The organism is Teichococcus aerophilus (assembly GCF_014490485.1).
GTDB classification, from domain to species: domain Bacteria; phylum Pseudomonadota; class Alphaproteobacteria; order Acetobacterales; family Acetobacteraceae; genus Pseudoroseomonas; species Pseudoroseomonas aerophila.
Genome location: NZ_JACTVA010000016.1, coordinates 71,363 through 93,956 on the forward strand (window position 1 = coordinate 71,363; position 22,594 = coordinate 93,956).

The window sequence follows — 22,594 nt, forward strand, 5'->3', positions numbered from 1 at the left end:
AGCGCCAGATGGCTGGAGGACAATAACCTGCCTCGCTCAGTCGACCGTGACCGGTACGTTCTCGAGCTGGAGATAGGCCTTCTCACCATCCGGGCCTGTCGCTTTGTCCATGTGCTTTAGCACGTGGTCCAGCACCGGCACGAGGCCCACCGCGGCGATGCAGGTGCAGGTCGCGAAGCGTTCATCGAACTGGCAGGGGGCGCAGTCCTTCTTCAACTCGATGACGGAGCTGGTGGAGGAGAGCGGGCCGTTCTTCACCACCGAGGTCGGGCCGAAGATGGTGGTCAGCGGTACGCCGAGTGCATCGGCGATGTGCATCAGGCCACTATCGTTACCGATGAAATAGGAGCACTGCGCGATGTTGCGCACCGATTCCATCAGCGGCGTGCCGGTGAGATCGATCGTGCCTTCGACATATTCGGAGGCGACGCCGAAGGAGGCGACCTGGTAACCGCGCTGCTGCAGCGCCGCCACCAGCTCCTTGTAATAGGGCCAGCGCTTGTTCAGCCAGCTGCCTTCCTCCCACTCCCCACCCTTGCCGCCGGAATGGATGCCGATGATGCCGTTCGGGATGGCCGCGCGGCTGGCATTGGCGACGAAGTACTTCGCCGCATCCGCCTTCTCATACGGCAGGCCCAGCAGCTCCCGCGCGCAGAACAGGTTGAACTCGGCCTCGTGGATCTCCTTCGTCATCTGGAAGACGAAATGGCGGCGGGCGGCGATCACTTGGTTCGAATTGAAGGAGGGAATGATGTCCCCGAAGGAGTGGGTGACATAGACGAGGTCATACTCCCTGTGCAGGACGTTCCGATCCAGCGGGAAGACCATGTTGACGTAGGGGGAGCCCGCGACCAGCACGCTGCAGCCCTTGAAGTCTTCCTTCACCACCACGTCCACCGGGCGGCCGTAATGCTCCGCCAGGCGGCGGATCAGCGGTGAGGTCTGCACGATGTTGCCAAGGCCGGCACCGACGGCGACGAGGATGCGCTTCTCGCCGAAGCGGATGATGCGGCGGATCCGCTCTGGTTGGCCAGCGAAGGCGTAGCGGGCGGAATTCTCCAGCGCCAGCTCGGTCCGGCGGCGGTAGTAGGCGGGATCGGTGAACAGCCGGTCCAGCTCCGCCGCCCAGGCATCGGCATCCTCCGGCAGGGCGCTGCCGGATTCGGTCAGCAGGTATGGCACGTTGCCGCGGTCCGAGCCGACCACGGGCAGGCCCAGCCGATGCGCCTCGATCACCACGCGGGAGAAGGTCTCGATAAAGGCGTAGCTGGGCACTAGCACGACCTTGGCCTTCGCATAGGCCTCCATCATGTCCGACACCTTGCCGGCGACAGTGATGTTGGTGACGCCGGCGCGCGCCACCTCCTCCTCCGCCTGCGCCACAGGGCTCTGGCTGGCCAGTACCAGGAAGCGCACATGCGGCACTCGCTTGGCCACTTCCAGGATCAGGTCAAAGCCCTTCTCCGGCCGCGCATTGACCAGCAGGGCGTATTCACCATCGGTGATCGGCTGCACGTCGGTATCCGCCGTCAGCGAATAGACCAGCGGCGTACTGACGCCGAAATGCCGCCGCTTCATCTCTGCCGTGTAGTGGGAGTTGGAGTAGACGACGGTCGCCTGCTGCAGGATCGCGTTGAATTCCCGCTTCGGCACCGCGTTCTGGTCGATGTTCAGGTAGCCGCCGATCTCCTCGAACATGTCGCGCCAGAAATGCGTGCCGTAGACCGTGGTCATGTGCAGGTATTTCAGTGGCGTCAGCACCTCGTATCCCAGGCCGCTCAGTACCTGGACCACGCGCGGACGGCGCTTCAACGCATAGGCAAAGATGTCGCCTGGGAAGGGGCGGATCTGGGCGAAGCGCTGCTCGCCTTCCTGCCCTTCCACGGCGCCCGCGACATCGCTGCGCATGCCGATGATGATCGGCTCGAAGCCCTCGCCGCGATAGACATGCGCCATGCCGCGCAGGAACTGCTCGCCGCCGCCATACAGCTCGAACCCATGGCGGGAGATCAGGAAGACCTTGTCCGTCCCGCCTTCTCGCACTGCGCCCGGCGCCGGCAGGCGGTGCACCTGGCCCTGCGGGTCGACCGTCACGGTCCGCAGCATCTCTTCATGCGCATCGATCAGCGCATGCACCGGCTGGCGCTCGATCAGCGCCATGTCGGAGAAGAAGTGCAACAATTCCCGCCGCATCACCGTCAGCTGCGGCAGGCCGGCGGCATCGGTGAAGACGACGCGGCCGTGCATCTTCTCGATTCCGCGCAGACTGGCATTGAGCTGCGGGTCGGCCAGAAGGGCCATCAGCGCCGGCGCTGCCGAGGCCGGGGCCACAGCCATCCAGGGCGCTTCCGAGGCCTCGGTCAGCAACGGTTCCGCACCATCGCGGCCGCAGAGCAGGATGCGTTCGCCCACTGGGCCAGTGGGCGTAGCGATCCAGCCCTCATGCGCCTCGGGGATGGGGGAGAGGGCGGCGCGCAGCGCGGGCAGCTCTTCCTCCGCCGCGTGGAAGCACAGGGCGAGATGCGCGTCCGGCACATCGTCGCTCATCTCCCGCACCAGGGTGACGATCTGGCTGGCCTTCAGGTTCTTCGGCTCGACGCCCAGCGCCGCTTCCGCATCCTGGCGCGCCAGGTCGAACTGGTTGAGGGCGAGATGCAGCCGCGCACGGTCGATCCGGTAATTGACGCGCTTCGGCTCAAGCTCCACTGCGCGGGAGAGATGGACGAGGGCGGCGGCGACATCGTTGTTGCGCAGTTCCAGCTGTGAGAGACGGTAATGCGCCGGGTGGTAGGCCGGCCGCTTTGCCAGGGATTCCTCAAAAGACTGGCGCGCGCGTTCGGGCTGGCCGGTTTCCAGGCAAACGCGGCCGAACTCGAATAGCACATCCGGGTCCTCCGGATGCCGCTTGATCAGCTGGTCCGCAGCTTCCTTCGCCGGGGCGAATTGCCGCGCGGTCATGGCCTGGCGGATGAATTCCAGTGATGCGTAGAGATGGTCCGGCTGCACAGCCAGGACGCGGCCGAACAACTCCTTTGCGGCCACACGGTCCCCGGCCCGCGCCCGCAGGCGCGCAAGCTCGATCAGCAGGTCGATGTCTTCGCCGCAGACCTTGAGACCATTTAGAAACGTCTCTGTGGCAGTGGCAATCTCTCCAACTGCCGCCTGCGCCCGGCCGAGGCCAAGGTAGCCTCGCTCTTCCTTCGGTGCGAGTTCGACGAGTCGTGAGAAGTAACCGATCGCTTCCTGCGGTCGCTTCATCCGCATCAAAGCCAAGCCGCCCTCACGAAGCGCTGGCAACCGGTTGGGTTCCAACTGGAGAGCTTGCTGATAGTGTTCGTAGGCCTCCACCAAGCGGCCCTGGCGCATCAAGGTGGAGCCAAGAAGATTATGGCTGAGTGCATTGGGCCGGGTCTCGATGCTTCGCAGCAACGGTCCCACCGCGTCGTCCACTTGACCGCTTTTCAAAAGAGCTTGCCCCAGCCTCTGGAGATCGCCAGGGTCTTGAATTCTGGAAACGGTATTCTGGAGGTGCTCGACAGCTTCAGAATGGCGCTTCTGGTCTGAACAGAGTGTCGCGTATGCACGACGGATTTCGCGATGATTCGGATTGAGGCGAAGACCTTCCTTAAAGTGGCCTTCTGCCTCCTTCGCCTTCCGTTGCTGTAGAGCCAACTGCCCCAATGAGTAACGCGTCAAGGCAGTATGCTGTACATTTCCGGTCAGCGGCGCCGCAGCATCTGCAGCTTCTCTCGGCTTTCCTTCCTTCAACAATGATAGGACCGAACGGGCACTCCGCTCTTCTGCTGAGACAGGCTTGTCCGTGGGCACGACGGCATCCGCCTCCACCCCCAAGGCAGCGCTGACCGCCCGATCAACGCTGTCGTGAAGCTCGAGGGAGAGGTCTTCCCATTGAGGGATCGGAACGGGCGCGTTCCTATCGCCCGACCAGAACGCAATCGTTCCCAGAGAGAAGATTGCGTGCCTTCCTTCGGTTGGCCAGTTTGAGAAGCCCGTATAGGCCGACCTCTCAAACGGAAGTTCAGCGCCCGCAACGGTGATCCGGACGACCGGCGCACCATTGAAGATCGGGATGAAGCGCATCTCGAACTTGTCTCTAGCGATGTCGTACCAGAATTCTTTTGCACGGCGAGCAGTATTACCTTCGAGGAAGACGAAGGCACGCGTGTTGAACTTATTCAGATAGAAGCCGAGGCAGAGCCTTTCCTCTGGAAAGACAATCGAGTCATTTTCCCGCAATGCGAGGACCGTCACGCTCAGCAAGCTATTCTTCAGCTCCTGAACCGTGCCACTGGATGGATTGATCGTCGGATCTACTGCGGAAAAGTTGTTGGAGTAGTTATGGCTAAATCCAAAAAGGGGAAGAGAGTAGCCGGCCTTCGTGATCTCCCTGCCGATATGGAAGCCGAACAGCCGCTGGATAGCCTGCTTCGGATGTGCGTCCGTCTCGTAAAGCTCTTCGGCTTCTCCAATAATGGCCCTTCCGTAACGCAGAACTAGGTCGCGCATTCCAACGAATTGCGCCCCGCAAGCATGGGCAAGAAAGCGCCGACGAGCATAGATCCTGGATGCCGTCCGCAGGTTCACGTCAAGGCAAAAACCGATAATGATCAGATTGCTCTGGGCCGAGATGGTCGAGAGAATCTCGAATAGAACCCGCTCGGCGAAAGACTGTTCTCCGAGGAAATCCTCGTAGATCTCGTCGTTTGGAATCGAGTCAAAAAAAACGTAGTCGAATGAAGAAAATTCCATCCTCATTAAAGTCGCGTACTGAGTGCCTGGCGAGCCACCGATCGACTTGTTGTCGATTTCGGCATCCGGCATCGCTTCGCGAAGGCCGGCTACCCAGCCACGCTTCAGAATAGAGTTGGATGTACCGAGAATCAGAATTCTGATAGGATCGGACGCTCGGCGATCTCGGCGCTTTGCTGTTCTGGCTACCGGCAGTGCCTGAGCCGGCTGCGCCTCGCCGGCGGCTTCGTTCTTCAATTTTGCAGCATTCTCGACGATGGGCCGGATGGTCTCGATGGCGGAATCCGAAAGCAACAATGCTGGCTCTCGGATCGAGGAATCAAATCCAAAGACAGGAATTTCTACTTGCCGAGATTCTCCGCGAAGTACCAAGCCGGAAACCTCGATGATGCCGTCTTCACCATCCTTCTTTCCTGTCGATAGCGTAAAATCCTGGCCTGAAATTTCCTTCATTGGCCGGAGCATGTAAGTGAGGCTCTTGACGTCGTCTTTGCGCTGCGGGCTGTAGAAATTTGGATGCGTGAGTGGCAAGGAACGCATCTCGTTTCCGGAAGAAATGACCAATCTTCCGCTGCATTGGGCAACGTTGATTCCTACGCCGACGACTGCGCACGGACGTTCGACATCGACCTGCAGTTTCTGACCGTCCTCAAGCCGATAGAACCCGGCTCCAAGCGCCGAGGTCTTCCTTTCAATGTTGGCAATGCCGGCGACTCCATCATCTGAAGAAAGTCTATGGAACCGGAAGCTGGGCGCCGTTCCTGATGTGGTACTGCGGGCAGGTGGAGATTGGTGAATTCTGGCCAGGCCATCACCGATCAACTTCCCAAATTGATAGGCGACTTCCCTATGCAGATGGTCGCGGTCAGCAAAGAGATGATCGGCTTTGGTAGACAGAGCATAGGCAGCCGACTCTGCGAATGTGTACCCATCATACAGAGGGTAGCCGTGCTCCTCAGCAAAGCCACGAAGGAAGACATGAACCGCCCTAGTTTCACTCAGTCCAGGTACGATCGGCAGAATCGCGATAACCGGCACAGTTGTCGGGCTCAGATGGGTCGCGATGAAATCGGTCAGCCGATCTCTCATCTCGGCTTCGGAGCTTCGACCGCTGTTGTAAAAGAAGTCTTCGTTCGGAGCGAAGTCTAAAACGACAAAGTCGTAGCCATGCAGGGAGTAATCTGCCGCGACGCGAAAAAGCAGGACCGACGAGCTGCCCCCGGTTGAGAAGTTATCAAAGGCCGAGACAGCAGGATGATCCTTTAGACCTTGCGTATATCCGTCCCTCATCAAAGAGTTCGAGGTTCCTGCCACTGCAATACGCATGCCCATTCTCCTGCTTTCGCTCCGCTCGCCTGAATCAAACGCCAGAAAAATTGCTTGCGCTGAGTATTATTGTTGTCATCCGGTCCAAATCATCCGACGGGAACAAATGCCCCGGCAGCCCTGCCGCCGCGGCGGCCGCGACGTCGGTGGAGCGGTCGCCGATCATGAAGGAGCCCGCGCGCTCCACAGGCCAGTGCGCCATCAGGTCCAGGATCATGCCTGGGCCGGGCTTGCGCCGGTGGCAGCTGCGCCGATAGGCGGCCACATCGGCCTCCGGGTGGTGCGGGCAGTATTCGAAGGCGTCGATATGCGCGCCGGCCTGCGCCATCTCGGCGGCCATCCAGCGGTGCAGATGGCGCACCGTCGCCTCGGTGTAATAGCCACGGCCGACGCCGGCCTGGTTGGTCACCACGAAGACGAAATACCCTGCTTCATTGAGCCGCCGCACCGCCTGCCACGCGCCGGGAATCCACTGCACCTTGGCCGGATCATGCGGATAATGGTCATCGACGATCAGCACGCCGTCCCGGTCCAGGAAGGCGGCGGGGCGGGGGGGCAGAGCGTGGGTGGTAGCGGGGTCCAGCCAGCGCCCCGATGCCTCCAGCCCGCGTGCCTGGCCGCTGGCCAGCAGCGGGGGCAGTGCTTGGTGCAATGGCATCTCGTCGGCGCCGAGGCTGGCGGCTAGCCCGGCGCGCATCCAGGCGGCGCCGGCCCAGCCCGCTGTGGGGCCTGGACGCATCACCAGCGCGGCCGGTGCCTCGCCGGCATGGAGCGGCAGGGCAAGCAGGTTGCTCTCCGCCACCCCGGCGCCATCCAGCAGCAGGAAGCCATCCGTCACCACCGGCAAGGCGGCGCGCAGGGCGCCGAGGCTGCGCGGCGCCGCCGTGGTTTCGCGAATATGCAGCGTTACGCCACGGGCTGTCGCCATCGCGTCCAACGCCGCGTGGGGCTGGCCGGCGGGCAGCACGGCCACGACGTGGCCCAGGCCGAAGCGCGCGGCCTCCGCCAGCAATACGGGCAGGAAGGCCTCGTCCTGCACCGGCTGGCCGGTGGCCAGCAGCACGGCGGCCGGGGCGGCGAAGCGGATGTCCTGCTCCACCGTCCCGTCGGCATCCGGCCTGCCGGCCTGGGGCGCGTCCTGCAGCGTGCTGCTCATCGGTTCAATCCGCCACGGCGCTCAGCGCCCGGCTGCGGGCGATGATGTTGCTGGTGGAGCGGCCGGGCACCAGGTCCAGCAATTCCACCTTGCCGCCGCGCGCCAGCACCACGTCGGCGCCCACCACCGTCTCCACGGTATAGTCGGCACCTTTGAACAGCATGTCCGGCTGCAGGCGGGTGATCAGCTCCAGCGGCGTGTCCTCGTCGAAAGCGACGACGAGATCGACGGAGCGCAGTGCGGACAGGACGGCGGCGCGGTCCTCCAGCTCGTTGATCGGCCGGGTCTCGCCCTTCAGGCGGCGCACGCTGGCATCGGTGTTCAGCGCCACCACCAGCCGGTCGCAGGCATCGCGCGCCGCCTGCAGCAGCGTCACGTGGCCGCGGTGCAGGATGTCGAAGCAGCCATTGGTGAAGCCGACGGTCAGGCCGCGATGCTGCCAGGTCTCGATCACGCCGGCCGCCTGGCCGGCGGTGACGATCTTGACGCCGGAGCTGCCGGCCTGCGCCGCATCCGCCTCGGCCGCCGCGTGCAGTTCCTCGATCGATACGGTCGCGGTGCCGAGCTTGCCGACCACGACGCCCGCCGCCGCGTTGGCGATGCGCATGGAGGCCGGCAGCGCGTTACCGGCGGCCATGCAGAGTGCGGCCACGGCGATGACGGTATCGCCGGCGCCGGAGACGTCGAACACCTCCAGCGCCTTGGCGGGCACCGCGTGCACGCTGCCATCGGCCTCCACCAGCATCATCCCCTTCTCGGAGCGGGTGACGAGGATGGCATCCACCTTCGCCTGCGCCATCAGCCGGGTGGCGGCGTCCGTCACCTGCTCCTCCGTCTCCACCGGGCAGCGGGCGGCGGCGCGCAGTTCCTTCAGGTTCGGCGTCATCACTGTGGCGCCGGCATAGAAGGTGAAGTCGTCGCGCTTGGGGTCCACCAGCACCGGCAGGCCCAGGGCGCGGGCGCTGGCGATGGCGTGGCTGACCACTTCCTCCACCAGCAGGCCCTTGGCGTAGTCGGAGATGATGAGTGCGTGGCAGTCGTGCAGCAGGGCGGTGACGCGCTGTTGCACCGTGGCGATGTCGTCGGCGCCGATGGCGTCGGCCACTTCCTCATCCAGCCGCACCACGTGCTGCTGGCTGGCGATGATGCGCGTCTTGGCGATGGTGGGGCGGCCGGGGGAGCGGATATTGGCGTCGACCAGCCCGGGCGTGGCCTCGATCAGCGCGGCGATCTCGCGCCCCGCCACGTCCTCGCCGATCAGGCCGATGAGCACGGCCTCACCGCCGAGGGAGGAGATGTTGCGGGCCACGTTGCCGACGCCGCCCAGCATGGCGCGGTTGTCGTTCATCCGCACGACGGGGACCGGCGCTTCCGGTGAGATGCGGTCGATCCGCCCGTAGTAAAAGCGGTCCAGCATAATGTCGCCGAGGCACATGATGCGCCGGCCGCGGAAATCCATCATCTCGTCACACCTTCAACGCCTGGTCCCGAACCCTCGTCGTTCGCGTGCCGGCGATGCTTGTCGCATCCACCTGTGGCCCACGGGGTCAGGCGCGGGGGGAAACCGCACATGACAACAGCCCGCTTCGGAATCCGAACCGAACGGCCGCTTCTCCCAGAGTGTTCTTGTTGGGGTGCAGCATAGCAGGCAGCAAACCCTGTACCAGCAAGGATTGCATGACATGAATGCAAGGGCAAACAAGGCGTAATTGTGAAGTGTAAATTTGTATGTTTTGTCGGGATTATTGAATGATCACCGGGGGTGGAAATCTTTAACGAACATCACGCCGGTTTTTGAGCCGCGCGGCGGCCCTTGGCTTCTGTCACGCCCCTCCAGCAACGCGCCAGGCACAGGATGTTTGCGTGATCTGGCCGAGCCACAAGCTATCGGCCCGGGAAGATCTCATCGCGCCATGCGCCCAAAGCTGCGCCGCCGCTTCTAGGCCACGAAGCGCCAAGCCGCACCGTGAAGCTCCCGATGACTCATCACCTGCGCAGCCCCACAGCCGCGCCCGACCCAAATCGCCCGAAAAAAGAAAAGAAGGGGCCCGGGGAATTCCTTCCCCTGCCTTCTCTGTCAGTTCCCCGGCTTAGAGCCCCTTCAACCAGGCGACCAGCAGCTGCGCCACATCCGGCCAGCCGGGCTCCAGCATCATCAGGTGCCCCATGCCGGGCAGGAAGCGCGGGGTGGCGCTGTGCCACATGGCGCAGCGCTGCACGGCGTCGTGCGAGATCAGCCGGTCTTCCGATGCGCCCAGCACTAGCACGGGGCGGCCATGCACCCAGCCATGCGGCACCGGTTGCGGCCCCTGGGCTTCCAGCAGGGCGTTGCTGGATTCGCCGCCCATGCGGGCCAGCCATTGCCGTGCCTCGGCCACCGGCATCGCGGGGCTGAACAGCGTGGCGGCCAGGGAGGGGTCGGCCTGCCCGACCGGTGCATCCATCCGCGCCGATTCCGCCCAGAGGGAGGGGTCCGTCAGCGCCAGCCGGGTGCTGGAGAGCCACAGGCCCTCGGGCGGCACGGGGGCCAACAGGGCCGCGCCCTTCACCTGCGGTTCCAGCAGCAGGCGCTGCGCCACCAGCGCGCCCAGCGAATGCCCCACCAGCACCACCGGCCCGCCGATCCGCGCCATGGCGGCGCGGACCTGCGCCACATAATCCCCTAACCCGGCGGGGTGGCGCTCCACGACACGTTCGAACTGCACGGCCTCGCCTGGGAAGCCGGCTGCCTCGCAGGTCTCGGCGAAGCCTTGTCGCCAGACCCAGGCGCCGCAGGCGGCACCGTGCAGGAACAGCAGCGTGGGCGTCTCGGCTGGCTGGCGCGAAGCGGCGCGGGGGAAAAAACCGTCGAAAATCATGGGGAGGGACAGGGCATGTGCGGGCGACAGTAGAGCCTGCGGGCGCCGGGCGAAATCGCCAAAGGCCTGGGGCGGGAAAACACTACCGGCGGCCCGTGCGGCGCTGAGGCCCGCAAGAGCGCATGGAGCAGCGTACCGATACGGTACAGTGTAGGACACCTTTGTTAAGGTAGAGCTTTTGACGATCGCCCGGCGGGCGACGGCTATCCAGGACACAGCGACCGCCCAGGCCACCATCATTCACCCTGGCAATGACGGCCGTTCAGCGAGACCATTTCCCTTCCGGTCCCGCCCGCCCCACCTGTACGCCAGCAGGAAGGCCAAGACCCATGAACGAGACCGCCACCGCCGCCCCCCTCTACGCCGCGACCGTCACCCTGGCGGTGCGCGATCTCGACCTGGTCGCGGGCTTCTACCAGCGCCTGCTTGGCCTGCGGCCGCTTCCCGGCGCGGATGCCGGACGGCTGACCCTGGCGGCGGGTGACCGGCCGCTGCTGCACCTGGTGCACACCCCCGACGCCCGGCCGGAAAGCGGGCAGGAGCCCGGCCTGTTCCACACCGCCTTCCTGCTGCCCAGCCGGGATGCGCTGGCCGGCTGGCTGTACCACCTCGCCGCCCTGCGGGTGCCCCTACAAGGCGCCTCCGACCACGGCGTCAGCGAGGCCATCTACCTGGCCGACCCCGAAGGCAACGGCATCGAGGTCTATGCCGACCGCCCCCGCGCTGCCTGGCCCATGGCGGCCGGCGGCGGCATCGCCATGGTCACCCACCGGCTGGACCTGCGGGCACTGATGGCCACCGTGCCCGGCGCCGCCCTGCCCGGCGACGGCACCGTCATCGGCCACGTCCACCTGCGCGCCAACGACGTGCCGGCCGCCGAGGCCTTCTATACCGGCCTCGGCATGGCGGTGATGCAGAAGATGCCGCAGGCCGCCTTCTTCTCCTCCGGCGGCTACCACCACCACATCGCCGCCAATACCTGGGCCACCGGCGGCAGCCCGCGGCGCCCGGCGGGGCTGACCGGCCTGCTGGAAGTGGAACTGCGCGCAGCGGACCGCGCCACCTTCGAACGCGCGGCCGATGCCCTGCGCGCTGGCGGCAGCGTGGTGGAGGACGCCCCGGGAATGCTGCGGGCGGAAGACCCGGGGGGGAACCGGCTGCATCTCTCTCTGGCCATGGCGATGGCGTAAGGAGGCCGCGACAGGCGGCGTTGAGAGGGGCGCTGCCCCTCTCAAACTCTCCTCGCCAAAGGCCTGAGGCCTTTGGAAACCCGTTTGTCCGGGACGCCCCGGGGAATGAGGCGATTTCTGCTTAAGCTATTATTTTTATGAGATATCATGCTGGAGCATGATGCATTTACGTACGGTGCTCTCCGTGTTTGCTTGCTCACGCGATTCAGGCTTTTCGTTGATGAGACTCAAGCCATCACGTTCTAGCTTCCGCCCAACCGCAGACCACTGATCGCGGGTGCAAGGGCTCGTACCTCCTGCCGGGGGAGCCGGAGGGGGCGGCGCCCCCTCGATCCTAGCGCCACCTCAGGCGGAACGGCGGCGGCGGAAGACGTGCCACAGATAGGCCAGCACCACACCGCCGACGACGACGTAGCTGAGCGGTTCCAGCAGTCCTTCCACCTTCTTGTACTGTTCCTGCAGCAGGTAGCCGGCGCCAGCCAGGACGCTGACCCACAGGGCCGAGCCCGCCAATGTCCACAGGTAGAAGACGTGGCGCGGGATGCGGGCCAGCCCGGCGGGGATGGAGATCAGGGTGCGGATGGCGGGCAGCAGCCGGCCGAAGAATAGCGCCAGCGGGCCGTGGCGGCGCAGCCGGGCCTCGGCGCTGTCCAGCTCGTCGGTGGAGACTGCGAACCAGCGGCCATGCCGTTCCACCAGCCGCCGCAGCCGGGCGCTGCCGACGCGGCGGGCGACCTCGTACCAGACGCCGTTGCCGATGACGCTGCCCAGCGTGCCGGCCAGGATGGCCAGCCACAGCGACATGCCACCCCGCGCCGCCACGAATCCCGCCAGCGGCATGATGAGTTCCGATGGGATGGGCGGGAACAGGTTTTCCAGGAACATCAGGGCGAACACGCCGGGTAGCCCGGCGCTCTCCACGATCCCCGTCACCCACTCGATCACCGGCCGGTCTCCCCGGCGGCAGCCGCGCTCGCGGGGGCGCCGTGGCGTCGGATTAAGCCTGTCACGCCGTAAGGTTCCCTCATGAAGCGGTGCGGTACAACCGCAGCACGATGGGCCGGCCGCGCGTGTAGTTATAGCCTTCCACGGCGCCTTCCTCCCGCAGGTTCAGGCCAAGGCGCTGTGCCTCGGCCTGGAAGGCCGCCAGGTCGCGGTCACCGATGGCGGCGAAGCGGCCGGGAGCCTCGGCCAGGAACGCCGCCGCCGCCGGACCGTTGCGGAGCAACTGCGTGCCGGTGCCGGTGGAGAACATCAGCGACGGCTCATGATACCCGGCGATGCCGAACTGCGACGGCGGCAGGCCGGGCGCGCGCTGCGCCAGCAGGGCCGCCACGCGGGGCGAGACCCAGGGGGCGGACAGGCGCGGCAGCACCGCCTGCATTGCCACGGCATAGAGCGGGATGGCCAGGATGGCGGCGGCCAGACCGGCGCGGGCAGGCTGGCCCGCGCGCAACTGCCCCAGCACGCCCCAAAGGAACAAGGCGGCGGCCGGGATGCCCAGCAATGCGAAGGGGTCTATCCGGCGGTCGGCCAAATAGGGCAGCACCGCGCTGGCCAGGCCCAGCCCGGCGGCGCCCAGCACCAGCGCGAAGGTGCCGATCCAGCGCAGCCAGGCGGGGGCGGGGCGGCGCAACGGGTCCATCGCCCAGGCGGCGCCCAGCAGCATCAGCGGCGGGAACATCGGCAGGCTGTAGTGGGGCAGCTTGGTCGCCACCGCCTCGAACACCAGCCAGGAGGGGATCAGCCAGGCCAGCAGGAAGCGCGTGCCGGGGTTCAGCCGGTCCCGCCACGCGGCGGGCAGGCCGCGCAGCACCAGGAAGGCGGCGGGGAAGGCGGCGATCAGGAAGGTGAGGATGTAGTAGCCCGGCGGGCCCCAATGGGCTTCCTCGCCCGAGTTCACCTTGGCCAGCATGTCGCCGCCCACCGCCTCGGCGAAGAAGCGGCCCTGGGTGGCGAGGCCGATGGCGATGAACCAGGGCAGCACCACCAACACCATCAGCGGGATACCCCAGGCCGGGCGCAGCGCCTTCAGCCAGCGTCCGGCACGGTCACTGATGGCCAGCGTCACCACCGCCAGCGCCACCACCATCGGCCCGATCGGCCCCTTCAGCAGAATGGACAGGCCCATCACCAGCCAAAACGCCGCCGCCTGCCGCCCGGTAAAGTTGCCGGGGGAGAGGTAGGCGCGGCCCAGCAACCCCATTGCCGCCGCGACGGTGGCGAACAGCGCCGCGTCGGTCTTGGCGATATGCGTCTCCACCACCAGCACCAGGCAGGAGGCCAGCATCGCCGCAGCCAGGAAGGCGGCACGCCGCCCCACCAGCGCCCGGCCCCAGTGGAAGGTGGCCAGCACCCCCAGCAGCGCGCCGAGCAGGGACGGCACGCGGTAGGGCCAGATCTGGTCCCGGCTGCCCACCCCCAGCGCCTCCGCCACATGCACGGAGGCCGCCTGCGCCCAGTGGATACCGACCGGCTTCTTGTTCCGCTCCTCCTCCCCATAGCGGATGCGGACATAGTCGCCGCTTTCCACCATCTGGCGGGATGCCTGGGCGAAGCGGCTCTCGTCCCGGTCCCCCGGCGGCAGGGAGAAGAAGCCGGGCAGCCACAGCAGCAGGCACAGCAAGGTCAGGCAGAGGCGCGGCCAACGCGTCTCCGGCAGGCGGTCGAGTACGTCACGGAACGGCATGGGAGTGGTGGCCTCGGGGGCGAGGGGGGCCATTCGGGCGCCCCGTGGAGCATCGGGCGAGGGACAGGCATGCGGGCATGGCCACGCATCGGACCGAGATACCCCTAGCACGCGGCGGCGGAAGGCGACATAGCTGCGCGCGAGATGAAGCCACCCGCAGCACCCCCCTCCGCCCCGCCCCATGGACGCCGTCCGGACCAGAACGGCCCCCAGGGCCGGCCCGCCCGTGGCCGCCGCCCGGCCACCACGCCGCGCAACCCGACCCGCGTGGCGGCCCTGGCCCTGCTGACCGCCGTGCTGGACCGCCACCGCGCGATGGAAGAGGCACTGGACGCCCTGCCGCCCTCCGACCCGCGGGACCGTGCCGCCGCCCACCGTATCGCCGCCGCCGTGCTGCGCCGCCTGGGCAGCCTGGACGCGGTGCTGGAGCCGCTGCTGCGGCGGGAGCCGCCGCCGGAAGTGCAGCACGTGCTGCGCATCGGCGCGGCGGAGCTGCTGCTGCTGAACACGCCGCCGCATGCCGCCGTCGCCAGCTGCGTGGACCTGGTGCCGCGCCCCTTCGCCGGCCTGGTCAACGCCGTGCTGCGCAAGGTGGCCGCCGAGGGCCCGCAGACCCTGGAAGACCTGGATGGCGAGCGGCTGGACACCCCCGGCTGGCTCTGGACCGCGTGGCAGAAGGCCTACGGCACCCGGGTGCGCGCCATTGCCCGCTCCCATCGCTCGCCGGCGCCGCTGGACCTCTCGCTGAAGCCGGGCACCGAGCTTCCCGAAGGCGCCGTCCTGCTGCCCAACGGCACCGCCCGCCTGCCCGCCGGCACCCGCATTACCGAGCTGCCGGCCTTCATCGACGGCACGGCCTGGGCGCAGGATGCCGCCGCAGCCCTGCCGGCCCGCCTGCTGCATGTCACGCCTGGCCTGGCCGTGGCCGATCTCTGCGCCGCCCCCGGCGGCAAGACCGCCCAGTTGGCCGCCGCCGGCGCCGACGTGGTGGCGGTGGAGCGCGACCCCACCCGCATCCTGCGCCTGCGCGAGAACCTGGCCCGGCTGGGCCTGGACGCCCGCGTGGTGCAGGGCGATGCCGCCGAATGGGACCCCGGCACCCGCTTCGACGCCATCCTGCTGGATGCGCCGTGCTCCGCCACCGGCACCATCCGCCGCCACCCGGACGTGCCGTACCTGAAGCGGCCGACCGACGTGCCGAGCCTGGCCGGGCTACAGAAGCCGCTGCTGGCCCACGCCGCCACGCTGCTGGCGCCGGGCGGGCGGCTGGTCTTCGCCACCTGCTCCCTCCAGCCGGAGGAAGGCGAGGCCCAGGCCGCCAACCCGCCCGCCGGCCTGGTGCCAGACCCAATCCGCCCCGAGGAAGTGCCAGGGCTGGAACGCGCCATCACCCACGAGGGCTGGCTGCGGACGACGCCCGACATGTGGGAAGCGGAAGGCGGAATGGACGGGTTCTTCATCGCGCGATTCCGCAAGGGGTAAGGGGGCAGGCCGAGGGGAGGGAATTGTTCCCCGGGCCGTCCATCTTTGTCTTCGCGATGCTCTCTACTTTGGGGGCGGCGCCTTTTGGGGGCGGTGGATCGAGGGGGCGCTGCCCCCTCGAACTCCCCCGGCAGGGGATACGATCCCCTGCACCCACGATCTGGTAAATCGTGGCTAGGGCACGGCAGGTCAGAATTAATCTATTTGTAGGACAATGTCTTAGCCTCTTCTGAGAGGCTTATGGTTGGTGATGGCGGCCTTCCTGTGCCGCGCTTTCAACCGCCCTACCACCCTTGTCTGCACGCCCGGCTACGCACAGGCGCAAACTCTGAGGCGCCCCCAGCAGACCTTTGAAACAGTCCCCCAGCGCTATCCTGTTTCCCAGGGCGCCGACGAATGGGTTTCCAAAGGCCTCAGGCCTTTGGCGGGGAGAGTTTGAGAGGGGCAGCGCCCCTCTCAAGGCCGCCCGGCAGCACCGCATAGATCGGGCACCCACCAGAAGCCCGAGGGTGGACATCGCTCCGCTCAGCCCTTGAGATCCACCCAATAGGTGCCTTCCATCGGCACCGCTGCGAAGCGGGTGTTCAGCGCTTCCAGGCTCCGGGCCGGGTCGAGGCCCTGGGCGCGGTCCGGGTGGATCCAGCGCAGCATGGCTTCGATGGCGACGATATGCGCCGGGGTATCGTTGCAGCCGTGCCAGAGGCCGTGGGCGCGGCCGTCGCGCATGGCGGTGAGGGAATCCAGCTTCGCGCCGGCGATGACCTCCCGCAGGCTGTCCCGCGCTTCCGCCGCGCCGATGCCGGCGCCGAGCATGACGCCGCCGCGGCCGTTATAGGAGCCGCCGGTGGCGATGTAGACCTGCGGGTCCTGCGTCAGCACGTATTCGAGGGAGAGCGGGCCCAGCGCGCCGGTCAGCATATCCGCGCCGATATTGTGCCCGCCGGCCATGTTGATGAAGGCGTTGAAGGTGCCCTGGCCGGGGGAGTTGCAGCAGGGCGTGCCGCCGGCATGGGCGTGCATCATGACGCTCGGTCGGGTTTGCAGGCCGTCGGTGCGGGCGCGCACGCGGTCCAGCACCTCGGTATAGAAGCCGACCAGGGCCTGAGCTTGCTCGGCCCTGCCTATGAGTTGGCCGATGGCGGTCAGGCTGGGCACGGTATCGCGCAGAGGGCTGGCGAAGAAATCCACCACGGCGAAGGGCAGCCCGGCATCGTTCAGGCTGCGCAGGATGGCGCCATCGATGCCGCCGCTCGATTGCACCACGGCGCGGCTGACCAGGACGAGGTCGGCGCCGAGCGACAGGATCTTCTCCACCGTGCCGGGGTCCGGCACCGCCGCGCCGAGCACGGGCACGCGTTCCAGTGCGGGAAAGCGGCTGCGGTAGGCGGCGTACTCGGCCACCGCGCCGATCCGCATGTCGTTGGACCAGCCGGCCAGCAGCCCGGCGGGTTCCGGGTGCAGCAGGTTCAGCACGGCCAGCTGCCGGCCGGGCAGGCAGACGATGCGGCGGGCCGGGCGCGGCAGGCTAATGGTGCGGCCCAGCAGGTCCGTCGCCGTCACCGCGCCCTGCGCCCGGGCCAGGCGCGGGGCGGCCAGCAACGACACCGCCGCGCCCAGCACGGCGCGGCGCCGGGGCGCATCCAGGCTGAAACCGGGGGGAGTGTGGGGCATGCGGCGCGGTTCCGGTCAGTGGGTGCATGCGGCCGGGCCGCCCTGCCTGCCCGATATAGGCGAGGATGCCGTGGGTCGCACGGTGGAGCAGAAGGTCAGGGGAGAACGAATTCTCCCCTGGGACCCCTCTTCTTTTCTTTTTTCGAGTTCGGCCGCGCCTGCTTTCAGCGGTGCCCTCTGCGAAAACAGCGCCAAGACACCCCAAAAAAGGGAGGGGGCTTGGGGGAGTTCACTTCCCCAACCTTTGCTTCCCTTCCTGCTGGAAATCCCCGTTGAAGCCCCTGCAACCCATCTGCTATAGCAGATGGCAGATGGACACCGTCGCCCCTCTTTCGATCGCCGATCTCGCTCCGCTGGCGCAGCGCGTGCATGCGCGGCTGCGGGAGGCGATCGCCAGCGGCAGCCTCGCCCCGCATGCCCGGCTTTCGGAACGCGGACTGGCCGAGATGCTCGGCGTCTCCGCCGCCCCGGTGCGGGATGCGCTGCGGCGGCTGGAGGCCGAGGGGCTGGTCCATACCCATCCACGCCGTGGCAGCTTCGTCGCTGATCTGGGGCCGGACCAGCTGCGCCAGCTCGGCCGCATCCGCGCCGCGCTGGAAGGCCTGGCCGCCGGCTTCGCGGCAGAGCGCGCCAGCAAGGCCGAGGCCGCGCAACTGCAGGCGCATCTGGCGCCAATGCGCGACGCCACCCGCACCCAGGACCTGCCGGCGCTGGCCGAGGCGAACGACGCGCTGCACGCTGCCATCCTGGCCATCGCCGGCAATGCGGTGCTGACGCGCACGCTGCAATCCATCCGCGGCTATGACGAGCTGACCCGCACCCGCATCCTGGCCGCGCGGCCGGAGGAGCCGGGGCGGGCGCTGCGCGAGCACGCCGGCATCGTCGCCGCCATCCGCCGGGGCGATGCCGCCGCGGCGGAGACCCGCATGCGGGCGCACACGCTGCGCTCCATGACCCTCGCCTTTCCCCAACGACAAGAGGAAACCACGGAATGACCGTCACCCCCGAGCGCACCCGCGCCGCCCTGTCCGGCATCTCCGGCATCCTGGTCACGCCCTTCGACACCGAGGACCGCCCGGTGCCGCAGCGCCTGGTGCCGATCATCGACCGCTGCGCAAAGGCCGGCGTCGATGGCCTGACCATCAACGGCAACACCGGTGAGTTCTACAGCCTCTCCATCGCCGAGGCGGAGAAGATGCAGGCCGAGGTGCCGGCGCTGATCAACGGCCGCAGCCTGGTCATCGCTGGTGTCGGCCGCAGCGTGAAGGATGCGGTGCACCTCGCCTCGCGCGCCAAGTCCGATGGCGCCGACGCCATCATGATCCACCAGCCGCCCGATCCGTTCGTCGCGCCGCGCGGCGTGGTGGAATACGTCAAGCGCGTGGCGGATGCCGCCGGCCTGCCGGTGATGCTGTATCTCCGCAACGACGCCATCGGCCTGCCGGCGATCGAGCAGCTCTGCAAGATTCCTGGCGTCGCCGGCGTGAAGTGGGCGACGCCCAACGTCATGACGTTGGCGAAGGCCATCCACCGCGTCGGCCCCGGCATCAACTTCGTCTGCGGCCTGGCCGAGCCCTGGGCCCCGCCGATGACCGCTGTCGGCGCCAAGGGCTTTACCTCCGGCCTGATCAACCTGCTGCCGGAGCGCTCCGTCTCGATCCGCGATGCGCTGGCACGGGGCGACTACGCCTCGGCCAACGAGACGATCGCCAGCATCGAGACTTTCGAGGCGCTGCGCTCGGAAGAGCAGAACGGCACCAACGTGTCGGTCGTGAAGTCTGCGCTGACGCTGACCGGTGTCGATGTCGGCCACGCCCGCCCGCCCGCCGCCTGGCCGCTGGCGCCGGAAAGCGCGAAGACGCTGCACGCCCTGCTGGCCCAGTGGGGCATCCTGCAGGCCGCCGCCGCGGAGTGAACTGGCTGCGGCCTGCGTTTATGGGCCGCGGCTTCCTCCCCATTCTGGGGTGGGTGAAGGCCGGGGAAGGAATTCCCCGGGACCCTTCTTTTTTCTTCGAGTTTAGTGATGGCGCTGCTTTGGCGTTGCGCGATCTCTGGACCTCTCTGGCTGCGTTGGTTGCGTTGAGAACCCAGTGCTCGCTGACAGGCGTAGCGAAGGCCGGGGAAGGAATTCCCCGGACCCCATCTTCCTTTTTCGAGTTTTTCGCGGTTGGATTTTGCCGGTGTTGGGCTTTTTGATCCCGGCGGCATCGTGCTGCAGGCCTATGGCTTCCAGCATCGGCGCGTTCACCGCGACTGTGACATTCTCATAGGCTTTGCCGAGGCAGCGCCACGCTGCGGCAACAGGGCCCATTCTTCACTCGCAGAAAAAAGAAGGGGTTTCAGGGGAATTCATTCCCCTGACCTTCACATCCGTCCTGAATCTTGAATGTCGCCCTGTAGCCTCAGAACCTTCAGGATTTCGCAGGAAAATTTGGAATCACGCAGCCGCTGCATTCTTCCGGCCGCGCGGCTTCAGTGACTGGAAGCCGCCGATGGGCGGCCACATTCCAGTTCACATCAGCCTTTCACGGCGCCATCGGGAACAGCAGCCGCGTGACGCCCATCTGCGCATCCACGGCGATGCCGGCTTCTTCCAGGCTGCTGCGGCAGCCTTCCGGCAGGTCCCAGTTCAGCAGCAGGGTGTTGCCAGCCAGGGTGATGTGCGGCGGCGTGGTCCGCGGCAGCTCCCGCGCGCCGCCGAAGGCGGCCAGCAACGCCAGGTCCATCGCCGGGCGGCGGGGGGCCAGGTTGGCGGTGCTGGTGGTGTCCAGCTTCACCGGCTTGCCGGCGGCCAGGGTCAGCACCGGCAGCACGGAGGCCATGAAGCGGCCGGAATCCAGCACGCCGTTCTCTTCCGGCCGGCCCAGGCGCAGGAAGGCGCGCAGCAACGCATCCATGTCCTTAGCCGCCTGCGCGGCGCGCGCCAGCCGGATGGAGGTTCGGTCCTCCGGCGGCAGGCTGGCCATGACGCTGTCCATGTTAGCCTGCAGCACCATCACCAGGTTGTTCACCGCGTGCTGCATGGGGCGGGCGAGCTCCGCCATCGCCTGGCCGGCATCGGTCATCGGGCCGTCTCCTCAAGAATGTCTCTGAACAACCGGGCGGGGAGGCTGCCCCCGCTCACGTCGTCCATCGGCGTTGCGTTGTCGTTGCCCAGCCAGATGCCGATCACCCAGCGGGAGGACATACCAACAAACCAGGCATCGCGGGAATCCTGCGTGGTGCCTGTTTTCCCGCCCACGCGCTGGCCGGGCACGGCGGCGGCGCGGCCGGTGCCGCGTTCCACCACCGCGGCCAGCATGCGGCGCATCTCCGCCGCGTGTTCCTGGCTGATGACGCGGGTGGGCGCCGTCAGCGGCACGGCCAGCACGCGCTCCGCGCTTTCGGCGCGGGCGATGCCGTAGGGGGTGACGCGCAGGCCGCCATTGGCGAAGGGCGCGTAAGCGGCCACCAGGTCCAGCAGCGTCACCTCCGCCGTGCCGAGGGCGAGGGAGGCATTGTCGGCGAAGCGGCCGTGCAGGCCCATCCGCTCCGCCACGGCGGCCACGGCCTTGGCACCGCCGGCGGCCAGCAGCAGCCGGACGGCGGAGGTGTTGATGCTGTGCGCCAGCGCATCCTCCAGCGAGATCTCGCCCCGTGCGCGCCAGCGGCCATTGCCGGGGGACCAGCCGCCGAGCGTCAGCGGCAGGTCGGACACGGTGGATGAGGGGTCCATCCCGCGTTCCAGCGCCGCCAGCCAGACGAAGGGCTTGAAGGCGGAGCCCGGCTGGCGGCGGGCCAGGGTGGCGCGGTTGAACGGGCTCTGGCGGTAATCCCGCCCGCCGGCCATGGCGCGCACCGCACCGTCGCTAGCCTGCAGCACCACCACGGCACCCTGGGTGACATGCGCAGCGGCGCCGGGCCCGGCCAGCAGCGCGCCCAGCCGTGCCTCCACCACCGCCTGCATCTTCAGGTCCAGCGTGGTGCGGAGCACGAGGTCCCCGGTGCCAGGGAAGCTTTCCGCCAGGTCGTCCTGCACCCAATCGGCGAACCAGCCGGCATCGCCCGAGGGGCGCGGCGGCAGCACCATGAGCTCGGCTTCCTGGCGGGCGCGGGTGGTAGTGATCAGCGCGGCGGCGGCCATGGCGTCCAGCACCTCCGCCCCGCGCCGCATGGCGGCATCGGGTGCGGCGCGCGGGTTGTAGCGGGAAGGCGCCTTGGGCAGCCCGGCCAGGATGGCCGCCTGCCAGAGCGAGAGCCGCCGCGCCGGTACGCCGAAATACAGCCGCGCCGCCGCATCCACCCCATAGGCACCGGCGCCGAGATAGACGCGGTTGAGATAGATCTCCAGCAACTGGTCCTTGGTGAAGCGGCTCTCCAGCCACAGCGCCAACAGGGCTTCCTGCACCTTGCGGCGCATGTTGCGCTCCGGCGTCAGGAACAGGTTTTTCGCCAATTGCTGCGTGAGGGTGGAGCCGCCCTGCACGACGCGGCCGGCGCGCCAGTTGGCCGCCGCCGCACGCGCCAGCCCGACCGGGTCCAGGCCGAAATGGCTGCGGAAGCGCCGGTCCTCCACCGCCATCAGCGCACCGGGCACGAAGGCGGGCAGGTCGGCCAGGCGCACCCGCTCCCCATACAGGTCGCCGCTGGTGGAGAGCAGGCGGCCATCGGTGGCTTCCAGCGTCACGGAGGGCCGCCGTGTGGCGACCAGCGCTTCCTCCGGCCGTGGCATGTCCCAGGTGAAGAACAGTAGCGCGGCGCCGAAGGCGAGGCCGCCCCACACCCCCAGCAGCACCACCAGCCGGAACAGGCGCAACAGGCCGCCCCGCCGGCGCGGCGTGGTGCGTGGGGCGGCAACAGGGGGAGAGGAAGGGGCCGGGCCGTGGGAGGCGCGGGCCGATACGCGGCGCATTCCAACAGCTTACAGCAAGCGGCCGCATGGCGGGGCCTCGCCGGGCGCCTGGTGTAAAATTTCCTGCGCCTGTTGCTGGCGTGACGACGGCCTTCATGGCAGTGAATCGGCCAGGCCGCCGCATCGGCATGGCCGTGGGATGAGCCTTGGGGCAGGTCATGTTCGCACGCGGTCCCACAGCACGCTTCCGGTCCTGGCCAGACCGCCTGGCCCTGCGCCCGCCCAGCGCTGCCGACCCCTCGGTTAAGCCAGCGCTGCGCCGGGCTGCGCCCGCATCGCGCGCCCTGGGCCTGATGCTGGCGCTGCTGTGCGCGGCGCCATCGGCCCAGGCGCAGCTGCCGCCTGGCATGACGGACAGCCAGAGCTGCCGCCAGCAATGCGGCGCCCTGCTGCCCCGCCGGCAGGACAATACCGGTGACGTGCAGATCTGCCTGGCCCGCTGCGAGACGCGGGAGCGTGTGCAGCCGCCCCGCAGCGCCGCCATACCCACCCCGCCACGCCCGGCCCGCGGCAGCCGCGCCGAAGCAGCGGCGCCACGCCCACCCGCCCGGGCGGCCCAGC

General features: G+C 67.8%; 14 protein-coding genes. 5 read left to right on the forward strand and 9 right to left on the reverse strand.

What is annotated here, in order from left to right; all coding sequences use genetic code 11:
• Positions 1–36: 36 nt before the first annotated feature.
• From IBL26_RS11050 to IBL26_RS11065, 4 genes are all read right to left on the reverse strand, one after another.
• Positions 37–6,096, reverse strand: a complete 6,060-nt coding sequence (locus tag IBL26_RS11050) for a tetratricopeptide repeat protein (protein WP_187784540.1) — start codon at positions 6,094–6,096, stop codon at positions 37–39.
• A 34-nt stretch (positions 6,097–6,130) separates the two neighbouring features.
• Positions 6,131–7,252: a D-glycero-alpha-D-manno-heptose-1,7-bisphosphate 7-phosphatase gene (locus IBL26_RS25690; RefSeq protein WP_241749260.1), complete on the reverse strand. Its 1,122-nt coding sequence runs from the start codon at positions 7,250–7,252 to the stop codon at positions 6,131–6,133.
• A gap of 4 nt (positions 7,253–7,256) precedes the next feature.
• Positions 7,257–8,711, reverse strand: coding sequence for a bifunctional D-glycero-beta-D-manno-heptose-7-phosphate kinase/D-glycero-beta-D-manno-heptose 1-phosphate adenylyltransferase HldE (hldE, locus tag IBL26_RS11060; RefSeq protein WP_187784557.1), 1,455 nt, complete (start codon positions 8,709–8,711; stop codon positions 7,257–7,259).
• Positions 8,712–9,342: 631 nt separating this feature from the next.
• The gene (locus IBL26_RS11065) at positions 9,343–10,110 is read right to left on the reverse strand and encodes an alpha/beta hydrolase (RefSeq protein WP_187784541.1); all 768 of its coding nucleotides are present in this window, start codon (positions 10,108–10,110) and stop codon (positions 9,343–9,345) included.
• A 329-nt stretch (positions 10,111–10,439) separates the two neighbouring features.
• On the opposite strand from IBL26_RS11065, the gene IBL26_RS11070 reads away from it, so the two are divergent.
• Complete coding sequence (locus IBL26_RS11070; protein ID WP_187784542.1) at positions 10,440–11,300, forward strand: VOC family protein; 861 nt, start codon at positions 10,440–10,442, stop codon at positions 11,298–11,300.
• A 345-nt stretch (positions 11,301–11,645) separates the two neighbouring features.
• Here the strand turns inward: IBL26_RS11070 and IBL26_RS11075 are convergent, their stop codons facing one another.
• The gene (locus IBL26_RS11075; protein WP_187784543.1) at positions 11,646–12,245 is read right to left on the reverse strand and encodes a DedA family protein; all 600 of its coding nucleotides are present in this window, start codon (positions 12,243–12,245) and stop codon (positions 11,646–11,648) included.
• Between the two features lie 79 nt (positions 12,246–12,324).
• Positions 12,325–13,989: an ArnT family glycosyltransferase gene (locus IBL26_RS11080; RefSeq protein ID WP_187784544.1), complete on the reverse strand. Its 1,665-nt coding sequence runs from the start codon at positions 13,987–13,989 to the stop codon at positions 12,325–12,327.
• A gap of 144 nt (positions 13,990–14,133) precedes the next feature.
• Here IBL26_RS11080 and IBL26_RS11085 point away from each other — a divergent pair, with 144 nt between their 5' ends.
• Positions 14,134–15,471: an RsmB/NOP family class I SAM-dependent RNA methyltransferase gene (locus IBL26_RS11085; RefSeq protein WP_187784545.1), complete on the forward strand. Its 1,338-nt coding sequence runs from the start codon at positions 14,134–14,136 to the stop codon at positions 15,469–15,471.
• Between the two features lie 525 nt (positions 15,472–15,996).
• On the opposite strand, the gene IBL26_RS11090 is transcribed toward IBL26_RS11085, so the two are convergent.
• The gene (locus tag IBL26_RS11090) at positions 15,997–17,142 is read right to left on the reverse strand and encodes an ABC transporter substrate-binding protein (RefSeq protein WP_187784546.1); all 1,146 of its coding nucleotides are present in this window, start codon (positions 17,140–17,142) and stop codon (positions 15,997–15,999) included.
• A gap of 311 nt (positions 17,143–17,453) precedes the next feature.
• Here IBL26_RS11090 and IBL26_RS11095 point away from each other — a divergent pair, with 311 nt between their 5' ends.
• Both IBL26_RS11095 and IBL26_RS11100 read left to right on the forward strand, forming a co-directional pair.
• Positions 17,454–18,137, forward strand: coding sequence for a GntR family transcriptional regulator (locus IBL26_RS11095; RefSeq protein WP_187784547.1), 684 nt, complete (start codon positions 17,454–17,456; stop codon positions 18,135–18,137).
• Positions 18,134–19,057: a dihydrodipicolinate synthase family protein gene (locus tag IBL26_RS11100; protein ID WP_187784548.1), complete on the forward strand. Its 924-nt coding sequence runs from the start codon at positions 18,134–18,136 to the stop codon at positions 19,055–19,057. Before IBL26_RS11095 ends, IBL26_RS11100 begins: the two co-directional genes overlap by 4 nt.
• 610 nt (positions 19,058–19,667) lie before the next feature.
• Here IBL26_RS11100 and IBL26_RS11105 read toward each other — a convergent pair.
• Complete coding sequence (locus tag IBL26_RS11105) at positions 19,668–20,207, reverse strand: hypothetical protein (RefSeq protein WP_187784549.1); 540 nt, start codon at positions 20,205–20,207, stop codon at positions 19,668–19,670.
• Positions 20,204–22,033: a transglycosylase domain-containing protein gene (locus IBL26_RS11110; protein ID WP_241749261.1), complete on the reverse strand. Its 1,830-nt coding sequence runs from the start codon at positions 22,031–22,033 to the stop codon at positions 20,204–20,206. Before IBL26_RS11110 ends, IBL26_RS11105 begins: the two co-directional genes overlap by 4 nt.
• Positions 22,034–22,191: 158 nt before the next feature.
• On the opposite strand from IBL26_RS11110, the gene IBL26_RS11115 reads away from it, so the two are divergent.
• Positions 22,192–22,594 (forward strand): hypothetical protein (locus IBL26_RS11115; RefSeq protein WP_206684193.1); only part of this gene is annotated, 403 nt, incomplete at its 3' end.